This window comes from Rhodoferax sp. LS1R11 (assembly GCF_056521395.1).
In genome coordinates this window covers 129461-141823 of the sequence record NZ_JBWMAW010000005.1, presented here as the reverse complement: position 1 = coordinate 141823, position 12363 = coordinate 129461, and the positions used below count along the sequence as shown (strand labels likewise).

Here is a 12363-nt window from a genome sequence, read left to right as displayed (position 1 = left end):
CAAGTGTGCATCGATTGCATGGTGTGGCGACGTAGATAACAAATTTGTAATCTGAATGACAGGTTGATGTCGGGGAGGTCTCGATAAAGTTCAGCCTGTTCATGTAATCGAAAAGGGAAAACCCATGCATCGTGTTCCAACTCTTCGTCAAACGCCACTGTGGCTGGCGACGTTTGTGCTGTTTGCAATGGCTGGTCCAGCCTTGGCGCAATCAACCTCAAAAGCCCCGGCTGAGCAAGGCGCTATCGACTGGCGCAAGGCCAATGACGATGTCTCCCAATTTAAGCGAGGCCATGCCGATGTACTCAAGTGGGAAATCGCCAACGACAGCATGAAAAACACGGTGCCAGTGGTCGTGTCAGACCTCTGGATCAAAACACCGGACTCTGCCGTGCGTAACTCCTGGCTTGCCCGGCCGGAGCTTTCCAGATCGTTGTCAAAGTTGGGGCACGACAACCAGGAGCGTATCGCCACGGGACGTTGGCTGGAGGTCGATCCGATGGAGCGTCGTACGGTGGATGACTTTGACACCATCATGGACGTTGCTGCGGATGCTCGCAAGGCCTGGTTCACTGCGGTGGCGGCGAACCTCGGATTGAAACAACAGCGTGACATGCAAGAAGCCTCAGCCGCTGCCGCCGAACTTGCCAGTCGCATGGCGCGCGTCGGTAATTGGAGTCGGATGGAGCAAGCGCAGTGGCAGGCCAAACTGGTGAAAATGAAAGTGCAAACCCTGAAGGCCGGCATGGAGGCCACGCAATCTCAAATTTCATTGTTGAAATCCGTTAATTTATGGGGAACCGTTTCCCATGTGGGGCTGCCAGATGCTTGGCCCGACATGCCTGGAAAAGCGCTAACAGAAGCCAATTTCCAGAAAGGCTTGGCAGCCATTCGAAAGGCAGTGCCAGGGCTTTATGAAGGACGCAAAGTCACAGCAACAGCACAACTGGCGTTTGAAATTTACAACGCAAGCTATATCGCGGCCCAATACGCACAGGAAGAAGTGAAGTTGCAGCAGCTTATCAACGATGAAGTCGTGCTGCGATACAACGGCATGCTGCTCAGTGTTTGGGATCTTCTTGCTCAGACGAGCGAACAGTTGCAAGCCAATGTGACGGCAATCAACGCCAGGCGTGACCTGCTGATTGCCGAAACCGATTTGCAGCTCGTGCTGCAAGGCGGCTCACCCAACAACTTTGTCAGTCTGGGCGGCGCCGGTGGCGACGGTGCAGCAACTGCGAAATAACCAGGAAACACAATGGACTTCATCAATTCCCGTCGCCGATTTTTTGCTGGTGCCGCCACGACCGTTGCCGGTTTTGCGTTGGCACGCTCCGCCATGGCGGCTCTGCCTGAGCCGGTCATCCAGACCTCAGTAGCCACGGCGCCGCCGCTGGTGCCCACCACGGGTCGCCCTTACAACCCGGTGGTGACACTCAACGGCTGGACCTTGCCCTGGCGCATGAACAACGGTGTCAAAGAGTTTCACCTGGTGGCCGAGCCTGTTGAGCGTGAGGTGTCTCCGGGCTTCAAGGTCAACATGTGGGGTTACAACGGCCAAAGTCCGGGTCCAACTATCGAGGTGGTGGAAGAGGATCGTGTTCGTATCTTTGTGACCAATAAGCTGCCGGAGCACACCACGGTTCATTGGCACGGCCAGCGATTGCCCAACGGGATGGACGGCGTCGGGGGACTCAATCAAAAGGCCATTCCTGTGGGCAAGACCTACATGTATGAGTTCGTGGCCCGCCGCCCAGGTACTTTCATGTACCACCCGCATGCCGACGAGATGACGCAAATGGCCATGGGCATGATGGGCTTCTGGGTCACCCACCCCAAGGAAAAGCACCCCCACATCAGCGAGGTTGATCGGGACTTCTGCTTTCTGCTCAATGCCTTTGACGTGGAGGCCGGAACCAGGACCCCCAAGATCAACACCATGCTGGATTTCAATATTTGGAGTTGGAACAGCCGTGTCTTCCCCGGAATCGACACTTTGAACGTCAAGCTCAACGACCGGGTTCGCATTCGCGTGGGCAACTTGACGATGACCAACCATCCGATTCACTTGCATGGCCATGAGTTTCTGGTCACCGGTACCGATGGAGGTCCGACACCCCCTTCGACCCGTTGGTACGAGGTCACGACCGACGTCGCCGTAGGTCAAATGCGTCAAATTGAATTTGTAGCGGATGAGGAAGGTGATTGGGCACTGCACTGCCATAAGAGTCACCACACCATGAATGCCATGGGCCACACGGTTCCCACGATGGTTGGTGTTGACCACCGCGGCTTGGTCAAGAAAATCCAGAAAATTGCACCGGACTACATGCTGATGGGTGAGCGCGGTATGGCCGATATGGGCGAGATGGAAATGCCCATTCCGGAAAATACCGCACCCATGATGACGGGTCAAGCCCAGTTTGGCCCGGTCGAGATGGGTGGCATGTTCAGTGTGCTCAAAGTGCGCAAGGACCAGAAACCAGGCGACTACAGCGATCCCGGTCCCTTTAAAAATCCACCGGGCACCGTCGCTCAGGAATACTTGGGCCCGATTTCGGAACCGGCGCGCTTCCGTTCCGAAATCAGCGCTGCGCGGTCGGCTGCAGACAAGACACCGCCAGCAACAGTGCTCAATGCACGTAAACCAAGATCCCATTCCGGGCACTGATTCTTTCGTACGTCTCTATTTTTTATCAAGGAACCCTCCATGAAATTTACAAAAACTGCCACCACCATCCTCTCAGCGCTCACTATTGCGGTTCTTTCCACAGGTGCTCTGGCCAACGGAAGTCATGCTGGTGGTCATGATGAGTCGGCTATCGGCAAGGCTGGCCTGAGCGCTAAAGTGAATCGCACGATTGCTGTGGATATGGCAGACAACATGCGTTACACGCCCTCCAACATTCAGGTGAAAAAGGGTGAGACCATCCGTTTTGTGGTCAAAAATTCCGGCAACGTGAAACACGAATTGAGCCTGGGTACCCCAAAAGAGCTTCTGGAACACCTGGAGCAGATGAAGAAGTTCCCGGACATGGAGCACGACGAACCCAGTAAAGTGACTGTCGCGCCTGGCGCCCAGGGCGAAATCATTTGGCAGTTCACCAAGGCTGGCCCCGTCAACTTTGCTTGCCTCATGCCTGGTCACTACGAAGCCGGGATGATGGGCCAAGTCAAGGTCGCAGGAAAATAAGCGTCTTTCAATTTCATCAACTTAATTGAACCAGGAAAACTCAGCATGAACCAATTCACAAAAACACTCGCCGCCATGGCCACAGCCATGATCACCTTGGCCAGCGCACCCGGTGTTGCCCACGCACAGATGGACAACAAAATGGACATGAGCCAGATGACCGATGGTGAAATTCGCAAAGTGGACAAAGAAGCTGGCAAGGTCACCATCAAGCATGGCGAAATCAAGAATCTGGACATGCCCGGCATGACCATGGTCTTTACAGCCAAGGAGAAATCGCTGTTGGACAAGGTGCAAGCCGGTGACAAGATCAAATTTGCGGTCGTCAACGACAGTGGAAAAATGGTTGTCACGGATATCCAGACCGTCAGGTAAGACAACCTGAGTCGCAGGTGAGACTGCGTCCTATGACCCGAAATCAGTGTTATTGCTGAACCTGCAGGGTCGCTCACGGGCACGGATGTTGCCATGAACAGCGCTCAGGTCACGTTGGTGAAAGGTGACGTGCGTGGCATTTCCATCGCGCTCGCGCTTTCGAACGCCACAGTAGGCAACATGAAACAAAACCTGATTTTTGCTTTTCTGTACAACGCGCTGGGGATTCCGATCGCTGCTGGTGTGCTGTAGCCTTGACGCACTGGTCAACATGGCAACCAGAGCCGGTATGCGCGTTGGACTGACCATCCGCCCGATGACCAGTGTTAGGGCAAAAGCAGCCAAAAAGCCTGAATCGCATCAGGTGCGACAAAGTCAAGTCGCGTGAAGATGTGGGCGTCGGTGGCGTATCGACGCGTCGATAATCAGCCCCATGCGAATTCCATTCACCAAAATGCAGGGCGCCGGCAACGACTTCGTTGTGCTGGACGAAACCCGTGGCTCGCTGGGCCTGTCCGCAGCGCAGTACCGCTTTCTGGGCGACCGCCACTTTGGCGTCGGCGCGGACCAGATCCTGACGGTGCGCCCGTCCCCGGCGCCGGGCATCGACTTCGAGTATGTGATCCACAACGCCGACGGCAACGAGGTCGAGCAGTGCGGCAATGGCGCGCGCTGCTTCGCGCGCTTTGTGCGCGACCAGGGCCTGACCACCAAGGACGCCATCCGGGTGCAAACCCGCGGCGGCGTGATCGAGCCGCAACTCACGCCTGATGGCCGCGTGACGGTGAACATGGGCAGCCCCGTGTTCGAGCTGGCCGACATCCCGTTTGATGCCACCGGCTTGCAGCCGCAAACCGCGGGTTTATGGCAAAAATGGCCTCTAGCCCTTGATAGCCGTGCGCATGCAGCTATTATTTTGGTAGCAATTGTGTCCATGGGCAACCCCCATGCCGTGCAGGTGGTGGACGATGTGGACACTGCCCCGGTATTGATTCAGGGCCCCCAGGTGCAAAGTCTCGCAGCCTTCCCGCGTGGCGTGAACGTGGGCTTCATGCAGGTCGTCGACCGCGGCCAGATTCGCCTGCGGGTGTTCGAGCGCGGTGCGGGCGAGACCCTGGCCTGCGGCTCCGGCGCGTGTGCAGCCGTGGTGGCGGGCATCCGGCTGGGCTTGCTGGACGCGACGGTCGATGTGCAGACCCACGGCGGCATGCTGACGATTTCCTGGGCGGGCGGCACCTCCCCGGTGATGATGACCGGCCCGGCCACTACTGTTTTCCACGGCGAAATTGATTTGATCGACACCTTATGACCTCCTCCTTTACCAATCCCATCACCGAAGACGACATTGCCAACTACCTGGCCAACACCCCGGACTTCTTCGAGCGCCACGCCGAGTTGCTGGCGGCCGTGCAACTGAGCAGCCCGCACAGCAACCGGGCCGTGAGTTTGCAGGAGCGCCAGGCGGGCATGCTGCGCGACAAGATCAAGGTGCTGGAGCACCGCATCATGGACATGATCCGCAACGGCAACGAGAACGTGCTGCTGTCAGACAAGCTCCTGAAATGGGCGCGCAGCCTGTTTCTGGTGACCGACCCGCTGGCCTTGCCGGGCCAGATTGCGGGTGAAATCCAGGAGCAGTTCATGGTGCCGCAGGTGGGCATCAAGGTGTGGGGCGTGGCGCCACAGTTCTCGCACGCAGATTTCACCCAAGGCGTGAGCGAAGACGCCAAGCTGTTTGCGTCCTCGCTGATGGAGCCGTTCTGCGGCCTGAACACCGGCTTTGAGGCAATCAGCTGGCTGCCGGACCCGCAAGCCGCCATCTCGCTGGCCATTTTGCCCCTGCGCACCGGTCTGGTCGGCAGCTCGACGCCCGCGTTTGGGTTGCTGGTGCTGGCGTCGCCTGACGCGCAGCGCTTTAACAGCGCCATGGGCACCGACTTCCTGGAGCGCATTGCCGAACTCGCCAGCGCCGCGCTGTCACGCCTGAGGTAAACATGGGGGTCAGCGTGGGGGCCTCTATGGTCGAGCGCTACCTGGAGCACGTGCGCGTTGAAAAACGCCTGGCCCAGCGCACGGTGGAGCTGTATTCACTGGACCTGCAAAAACTGGCGCAGTACGCTGCCGAGGCCCAGGTCGAGCTCCTGCAGGTTCAAAACACCCACATCCGCCGCTGGGTCGCGCACATGCACGGTGGTGGGCGCAGTGCCCGCGGCATTGCCCTGATTTTGTCGGGCTGGCGCGGGTTTTACGTCTGGCTCGGGCGTGAAGGCCTGGTCGGCTGCAACCCGGTGCAGGGCGTGCGCGCGCCCAAGGCGGGCAAGCCCCTGCCCAAGGCCCTGAGCGTGGACGACTCGGTGCAGCTCGCCAGTTTTACGAATGAAGACAACGACCCCTGGCTGGAAGCGCGCGACGCCGCCATGGTCGAGCTGCTCTACGGTGGCGGTCTGCGTGTGGGCGAGTTGACCGGGCTGGACGCCGTGGGCAGCAAAGGCGCGCGTGGTTGGGTGGACTTGCAGGCGGGCGAGGCGCACGTGCTGGGCAAAGGGGAAAAGCGCCGCACCGTGCCCATCGGCGCCAAGGCCGTGGCGGCGCTGACGCACTGGCTGGCGCTGCGGGCGCCAGCCAGTGCGTCAGCGGCCACGCCGGGCGGCAGCGCGCAGGCGGCCTTGTTTTTGGGGCGCAATGGCACCCGCCTGACCGCCCAATCCATCTGGCAGCGTCTGCGCCAACGCAGCCTGCAGGCCGGGCTGGCGGCGCCGGTGCACCCGCACATGCTGCGCCATTCGTTTGCCAGCCACCTGCTGCAGTCCAGCAGCGACCTGCGCGCCGTGCAGGAACTGCTGGGCCACGCCAACATCACCACCACGCAGGTGTACACCCGGCTGGACTTCCAGCACCTCGCCAAGGCCTATGACGCGGCCCATCCGCGCGCCAAAATCAAATCAAGCGATCCGAAGTAAGGCACACTGTCTTTTCAACTGAAAGGGACGTGTATGCGCAGTCAAATCGTGGTTGTTTTCGATCGGGGCGTTGAATTGAGGTTTCCCGCAGGTGACGCGGCTCCCCTGTCCAGCGAGGATGCTCGCCAATGGCTCGACACCCAGTTCACAGACCTTGATTGCGAGCCCTTGCGCGCCAGCGGCAAGGTGCTGACGGCCGACAAAATCTTGCGCATCACCGAGGCCGCCGGTCCGGCGCTGTTTGCTGACGAGAACTGGTCCGCCGCCTACGTCAGTGCCGTGCAGGCTGCACTGGCCAAACCCATGATCCGGGTGGATGTACCCGCGATGGCCATCACCTATTGACCGGACGGGTTCAGAAGGTTTCCCAGTCGTCCGATGCAGCGCTCGTTGCTGGCAGTGCTTTGGGCGCTGAAACTTGCGCAATTTTTCGCGGGGCGACTGATTTGTAGGTGGGGGCGGTGCTGATGACTGGTTTGCGGACGGGGGTGCTCGCGACCGGCGCTTGTGCCACTCGCCGGGTTTGCATGGGGGGCGTGGCTGCATGGATGGCACCAACGCCGGGCGCCAGTTTGAAAACCGCCACGGTACTGACCAGGTCCTGAGCCTGCATTTTGAGGCTGCTGGCGGCTGCGGCCATCTGCTCCACCAAGGCGGCATTCTGCTGCGTGACTTGGTCCATTTGCGTGACCGCTTCGCCCACCTGTGACACCCCCAGACTCTGCTCGGTGCTGGCGGCGCTGATTTCAGCCATGATGTCCGTCACCCGGCGAATGCTGGTGACCACCTCGGTCATCGTCGCCCCGGCCTGATCGACCAGAGCAGTGCCGTGTTCGACACGTTCCACACTGGCGCCAATCAGGCTCTTGATTTCCTTGGCGGCATCGGCCGAGCGGCCTGCCAGGCTTCGCACTTCGCTGGCAACGACGGCGAAACCACGACCCTGTTCACCGGCCCGGGCTGCTTCCACGGCAGCATTCAGGGCCAGGATGTTGGTCTGGAAGGCAATGCCGTCGATGACGCTGATGATGTCTGAGATTTTCTTGGACGACTCATTGATCCCCTTCATGGTGGTCACCACCTGGTTGACCACTTCACCGCCCTGAATGGCGACGGTCGAGGCGCTTTGGGCCAACTGGTTGGCCTGTTTGGCGTTGTCGGCGTTTTGGCGCACGGTGGAGCTCAGCTCCTCCATGGATGCCGCCGTTTCCTCCAGCGCACTGGCCTGGCTCTCGGTGCGGGCCGACAGATCGTGGTTGCCTTGGGCAATTTCGGAGCTCGCCGTGGCAACCGACTCGGACCCTTGGCGTACATGCCCCACGATGCTGCCAAAACTGTCCCGCATGGTTTTGATGGCATGCAGCAGGCTGGACTGGTCATGGGGTTTGAGTTCGACGTCAACGCTCAGGTCGCCGCCAGCGATGCGCTGCGTGATACCGACGGCATATTCCGGCTCCCCGCCGAGTTGCCGCAGCAGATTGCGCGCAATCAACAGGCCAATCACCAGCAGCAGCGCGGCGAGCAGGGCGGTGCCGAGCGAAAACCAGAGGACACGACCCGCAATGGTGGCATCGATCGTGTCAATGTAGACGCCTGAGCCGATCACCCAGCCCCACGGCGCAAAGCCTTTGACGTAGGAGACCTTTTGCACTGGCTTGTCGTTACCGGGTTTGGGCCATGCGTAGTAGACAAAGCCCGCACCGCTGGCCTTGACCATGTCCACCATCGTGACAAACAGTGGCTTGCCGGCGGCGTCTTTGCTGGCAGCGACCTCTGTGCCATCGAGCTCGGGCTTGATCGGATGCATCACCATTTTGGGCTGCATGTCATTGATCCAGAAATACTCTGAACCAGAGTAGCGCATGGCTTTGATGGACGCCAAGGCCCGTTGCTTGCCTTCGGCCTCGGTCATCTTGCCCTGCGTCACCTCGGCATGAAAGTAAGAGATCACGCCATGCGCGACCTCAACGGATTGACGAACGCCGTTCCCCCGTTCCTCCATGATCAGTTGTCTTTCTGAGGTCAGGAAGACCGTCGCCATGACGATTACCCCAAAAATAGCGCTGCAGATAATCAGCGCGAGTCGCTTGGCGATGGTGAGGGAGTTCAGTTTAAACATGGCGTGTCCGGGTTGGCTTGGTTGTCCTGGGTCTGCGACATCGCCTTTTTTGACGGCGAATGATGAGGCTATATATCGGCAGCTGTGGATATATCTTGAATCCATTCAAGATGACTAGCCGAGTGCCACGGCAATTTGGACCTTAGACCGGGCGAACCTTGCGTCCATGCCCGACAATCGGCGCCATGAAAACGATTCAATTACGACCGGGCAAAGAGCGCTCCCTGCTGCGCCGCCATCCATGGATTTTTGAGTCCGCCATTGCCAAAGGCAGCGCTGACGCGGGCGAGACCGTGCGAGTCGAGTCCCATGACGGGGCTTTTCTGGGCTGGGCGGCCTTCAGCCCCGCCTCCAAAATTCGGGCGCGGGTCTGGAGTTTCGAAGAATCTCAGCGCATTGATGCTCCATATTTGATAGCTGCTATCGCACGTTCCGTAAGCGCTAGAGCCCGATTTGATATAAAAAGTGACAGCCTGCGACTGGTGCACGGTGAATCCGACGGGTTGCCAGGCCTGATCGTGGACCGGTATGGCGACACCTTGGTCGCCCAGTTTCTATCCAGCGGCGCCGAGCGCTGGAAAGAGGTGCTGGCTGATGCCTTGCTTGCTGCGACCGGCCTGACCAAACTGTACGAACGCTCCGACGCGAGTGGCCGCGCGCTGGAGGGCTTGCCCGAAGTCACGGGTTGGTTGCGGGGAGACGGACCGGTCGAACTCATTCTGCAAGAGCACGAGTGGAAGTTGGGCGTGAACATCGCCACAGGCCACAAAACCGGCTTCTACCTGGACCAGCGCGACAGCCGCAAGAAATTTGCCGAGTACACGGCGCGCCTGAAGTTTGAGCGTGTGCTCAACTGCTTTTGCTACACCGGCGGCTTCACCGTGGCGGCCCTGACGGGCGGTGCCTCGCATGTGACGTCCATTGATTCGTCCGGCCCGGCGCTGGAACAAGCCGCCGCCAACGTTGCCTTGAACGGATTTGACGCGAGTCGCGCCACCTTCATGGACGCCGACGTGAACGCGTCCTTGCGCAAGTTTGGTGCCGAGGGCCAAACCTTCGACGCCATCGTGCTCGACCCGCCCAAGTTCGCGCCCACCGTGACGCACGCCGAGCGGGCCGCGCGTGCCTACAAGGACATCAACCGGCTGGCCTTCAAGCTGCTGGCCCCGGGCGGCGTGTTGTTCACCTACTCCTGCTCGGGCGGAATCCCGCCTGACCTGTTTCACAAGATTGTGGCCTCGGCCGGGTCCGATGCGGGTGTGGATGGTTACATCACCGAGCGCCTGGGCGGCGCGCCGGACCACCCGATGACCCTCAACTTCCCTGAAGGCGAGTACCTCAAAGGGTTGGTGATCCTGCGCAAGTAGTTCCGCCCGATAGACCGCTAAACTTCCCTTTTCTGCCCCCCCAACACCCTGAGAAAAACGATGAGTCTCATACCTGCAACCATCCTGACGGGCTTTCTTGGCTCCGGCAAAACCACGCTCCTCAAGCGCATTCTGGAGGAAGCGCACGGTCAGAAAATCGCTGTGATTGAAAACGAATTCGGCGAGGAAAACATCGACAGCGACATCCTCGTGTCCGAGACCAAAGAGCAGATCATCCAGATGAGCAATGGCTGCATCTGCTGCACCATTCGCGAAGACTTGCGCGAAGCGCTGCAACTGCTGGCTGCCAAGAAGCGCCAGGGCCTGCTGGACTTTGACCGCGTGGTCATTGAGACGACTGGCCTGGCCGACCCCGGCCCCGTGGCGCAAACCTTCTTCATGGACGACGAGATTGCCGAGAGCTTTTTGCTGGACTCGATCCTGACGCTGGTGGACGCCAAACACGCCGCTACACAGCTCAACGACCGCCAGGAAGCCCGACGTCAAGTGGGATTTGCCGACCAGATCTTCATCAGCAAGACCGATCTGGTGGACAAAGCGGAAGTCGATGCGCTGATGCACCGCCTCAAACACATGAACCCGCGGGCGCCGCAAAAGGCGGTCCACTTCGGTGAAGTCGCTTTGAGCGAGGTGTTTGACCTGCGCGGCTTCAACCTCAATGCCAAACTCGACATCGATCCCGACTTCCTCAAGGACGATGCCCATGACCACGCCGGGCACGACCATGCCGAAGGCGAGGCCTGCGACCACCCGTCCCACGTCCATGACCACGCCACCCACGGCCATCACCACCACCATGAGGACGACGTCAAGAGTTTTGTTTTCAAGTCGGATCGCCCGTTTGATCCGGCCAAGCTGGAGGACTTTCTGGGTGCCATCGTCAATATCTATGGTCCGCGCATGCTGCGGTACAAGGGCGTCCTCTATATGAAGGGCACGGACCGCAAGGTCATCTTCCAGGGCGTGCACCAGTTGATGGGCAGCGACCTCGGTCCCGCGTGGGCTGAAGGCGAACAGCGGTCCAGCAAAATGGTTTTCATCGGTATTGACCTGCCCAAGGACATTTTCCTGCAGGGCATGGAGCAGGCGCTGGTCTGACCACAGACGGCCTTGACTCCCCGTAAGTCCATGTTTGTCGCTATTTTGCAACTCTTGGGCGTGCCGCTGCGTAAACCGGTACACTCGCGCGCCGAAGAAAATCAGCAGGGCCAGCCTTTAAAAGCTCGCAATGAGGGTATAAGGTCAAAGGTTTCGGATCGGGGGCACGCAGAAAGCCCTCGTCTGTCAGCGATGTGCATGCGCAGGCAAATCCTGTGAGGAGGCAAGAAGTGAAAGCTCAACCCGTGAAAGCGACAGTGGCAGCCAAAACGACCGGTACGACCGCCAAAGCCAAGCCTGCCGTCAAAGCCGTAGTCAAGCCGGTGGCGAAATCAGTCATGAAAGCTGCGGTGACCGCGTCTGCCAAGCCCGTGGCCAAGGCCGCGCCGGTGAAAGCCGCCAAGTCGACAGCGAAAGTTCAAGAAAAGGATCCTGTGAAAATGACGATAGCTAAAACCAGCAAACCCGAAGCGGTGTCTGCGAAAGCCAAAGTGACCCATACCGTGAAGGCGGGTTCCATTGCCGCTGCGGCTGTTCCATCCAAGCCTGTGGTGGCGGCGCCGGTGCAGGCCGAGTCATCCTCCGGTGTGCCAGCGCGCGCCGGTCGTCCTTCGTCGCGTCTGGCCCAGTTGACCGTGCCGTCCATGGCGCAGTCCGTGGCTTCAACCGATGCCAAGGCCAGTTACTCCAAGGTGGCGACAGCACCGCTGATCGTGCCGCCCCTCGCTTCGTCGGTCAAGAGAGACCCCAAGTTGGCGAACAACTGGAAGACCAAGCCAGTTGCCGAGCTCCTGGATGCCGAGGTGATCGCCATGTCCGACGACGACTACATGAACGACACGCAGATGGCGTTCTTTCGCCTGAAGCTGCTGGTCCTCAAGAAGGATATTCTGAACAACGCCGGAGAAACCACCGAGCATTTGCGTGAAGACACAGTGGTGGTGCCCGATCCCGCAGATCGCGCCACCATCGAAGAAGAGCACGCGCTTGAGTTGCGCACCCGTGACCGGGAGCGCAAGCTGCTGAAGAAAATCGAGCAGTCCATCGGACGCATCGACTCGGGTGACTACGGCTATTGCGATGAAACCGGTGAACCCATTGGTGTGGGCCGTTTGCTGGCTCGCCCGACCGCCAACCTCTCGCTCGAAGCCCAGCAGCGCCGGGAACTCAAACAGAAGATGTTCGGGGATTGATGCCCGGCGGCTCGAAGCTCCTGACCTGACGTTCCCG

The 12363-nt window shown here is 59.6% G+C and carries 13 protein-coding genes; 12 read left to right on the top strand and 1 reads right to left on the bottom strand.

Features of this window, described 5'->3' with window-relative positions:
• The first annotated feature begins 124 nt into the window (after positions 1–124).
• The 9 genes from AC097N_RS08675 (at position 125) to AC097N_RS08635 (ending at position 6873) form a co-directional block, all read left to right on the top strand.
• A complete protein-coding gene (locus AC097N_RS08675) occupies positions 125–1246 on the top strand; it encodes a hypothetical protein (protein ID WP_479580511.1) in 1122 nt (373 codons plus the stop codon).
• A 21-nt stretch (positions 1247–1267) separates the two neighbouring features.
• Positions 1268–2671, top strand: a complete 1404-nt coding sequence (locus AC097N_RS08670; protein ID WP_479580638.1) for a multicopper oxidase family protein — start codon at positions 1268–1270, stop codon at positions 2669–2671.
• A 39-nt stretch (positions 2672–2710) separates the two neighbouring features.
• Positions 2711–3193: a cupredoxin domain-containing protein gene (locus AC097N_RS08665; RefSeq protein WP_479580510.1), complete on the top strand. Its 483-nt coding sequence runs from the start codon at positions 2711–2713 to the stop codon at positions 3191–3193.
• Between the two features lie 45 nt (positions 3194–3238).
• Entirely contained in the window at positions 3239–3568 is a 330-nt protein-coding gene (locus AC097N_RS08660) for a copper-binding protein (protein ID WP_479580509.1), read from the top strand.
• A 93-nt stretch (positions 3569–3661) separates the two neighbouring features.
• Positions 3662–3820: a hypothetical protein gene (locus AC097N_RS08655; protein WP_479580508.1), complete on the top strand. Its 159-nt coding sequence runs from the start codon at positions 3662–3664 to the stop codon at positions 3818–3820.
• Positions 3821–4001: 181 nt separating this feature from the next.
• Positions 4002–4877 (top strand): diaminopimelate epimerase, encoded by an 876-nt coding sequence (gene dapF, locus AC097N_RS08650; protein ID WP_479580507.1) that lies wholly within the window; start codon positions 4002–4004, stop codon positions 4875–4877.
• Positions 4874–5560 carry a DUF484 family protein gene (locus tag AC097N_RS08645; RefSeq protein WP_479580504.1) on the top strand — a complete coding sequence of 229 codons (687 nt, stop codon included), beginning with the start codon at positions 4874–4876 and terminating at the stop codon, positions 5558–5560. The genes dapF and AC097N_RS08645 overlap by 4 nt, the downstream gene beginning before the upstream one ends.
• 2 nt (positions 5561–5562) lie before the next feature.
• On the top strand, positions 5563–6528 hold the full coding sequence (locus AC097N_RS08640) for a tyrosine recombinase XerC (RefSeq protein WP_479580502.1): 966 nt from the start codon (positions 5563–5565) through the stop codon (positions 6526–6528).
• A gap of 33 nt (positions 6529–6561) precedes the next feature.
• Positions 6562–6873, top strand: coding sequence for a hypothetical protein (locus tag AC097N_RS08635; protein ID WP_479580501.1), 312 nt, complete (start codon positions 6562–6564; stop codon positions 6871–6873).
• 10 nt (positions 6874–6883) lie between these two features.
• On the opposite strand, the gene AC097N_RS08630 is transcribed toward AC097N_RS08635, so the two are convergent.
• The gene (locus AC097N_RS08630; RefSeq protein WP_479580500.1) at positions 6884–8647 is read right to left on the bottom strand and encodes a methyl-accepting chemotaxis protein; all 1764 of its coding nucleotides are present in this window, start codon (positions 8645–8647) and stop codon (positions 6884–6886) included.
• A 185-nt stretch (positions 8648–8832) separates the two neighbouring features.
• On the opposite strand from AC097N_RS08630, the gene AC097N_RS08625 reads away from it, so the two are divergent.
• From AC097N_RS08625 to dksA, 3 genes are all read left to right on the top strand, one after another.
• On the top strand, positions 8833–10014 hold the full coding sequence (locus tag AC097N_RS08625; RefSeq protein ID WP_479580499.1) for a class I SAM-dependent rRNA methyltransferase: 1182 nt from the start codon (positions 8833–8835) through the stop codon (positions 10012–10014).
• A 60-nt stretch (positions 10015–10074) separates the two neighbouring features.
• The gene (locus AC097N_RS08620; RefSeq protein ID WP_479580498.1) at positions 10075–11133 is read left to right on the top strand and encodes a CobW family GTP-binding protein; all 1059 of its coding nucleotides are present in this window, start codon (positions 10075–10077) and stop codon (positions 11131–11133) included.
• A 338-nt stretch (positions 11134–11471) separates the two neighbouring features.
• Positions 11472–12326, top strand: coding sequence for an RNA polymerase-binding protein DksA (gene dksA / locus AC097N_RS08615; protein ID WP_479580637.1), 855 nt, complete (start codon positions 11472–11474; stop codon positions 12324–12326).
• Positions 12327–12363: the final 37 nt, after the last annotated feature.

Coding starts and splice junctions, on each gene's coding strand:
- AC097N_RS08635 (WP_479580501.1), top strand. CDS start 6,562: ATGCGCAGTCAAATCGTGGTTGTTTTCGATCGGGGCGTTGAATTGAGG.
- AC097N_RS08665 (WP_479580510.1), top strand. CDS start 2,711: ATGAAATTTACAAAAACTGCCACCACCATCCTCTCAGCGCTCACTATT.
- AC097N_RS08640 (WP_479580502.1), top strand. CDS start 5,563: ATGGGGGTCAGCGTGGGGGCCTCTATGGTCGAGCGCTACCTGGAGCAC.
- dapF (WP_479580507.1), top strand. CDS start 4,002: ATGCGAATTCCATTCACCAAAATGCAGGGCGCCGGCAACGACTTCGTT.
- AC097N_RS08675 (WP_479580511.1), top strand. CDS start 125: ATGCATCGTGTTCCAACTCTTCGTCAAACGCCACTGTGGCTGGCGACG.
- dksA (WP_479580637.1), top strand. CDS start 11,472: ATGAAAGCTGCGGTGACCGCGTCTGCCAAGCCCGTGGCCAAGGCCGCG.
- AC097N_RS08620 (WP_479580498.1), top strand. CDS start 10,075: ATGAGTCTCATACCTGCAACCATCCTGACGGGCTTTCTTGGCTCCGGC.
- AC097N_RS08645 (WP_479580504.1), top strand. CDS start 4,874: ATGACCTCCTCCTTTACCAATCCCATCACCGAAGACGACATTGCCAAC.
- AC097N_RS08630 (WP_479580500.1), bottom strand. CDS start 8,647: ATGTTTAAACTGAACTCCCTCACCATCGCCAAGCGACTCGCGCTGATT.
- AC097N_RS08655 (WP_479580508.1), top strand. CDS start 3,662: ATGAACAGCGCTCAGGTCACGTTGGTGAAAGGTGACGTGCGTGGCATT.
- AC097N_RS08660 (WP_479580509.1), top strand. CDS start 3,239: ATGAACCAATTCACAAAAACACTCGCCGCCATGGCCACAGCCATGATC.
- AC097N_RS08625 (WP_479580499.1), top strand. CDS start 8,833: ATGAAAACGATTCAATTACGACCGGGCAAAGAGCGCTCCCTGCTGCGC.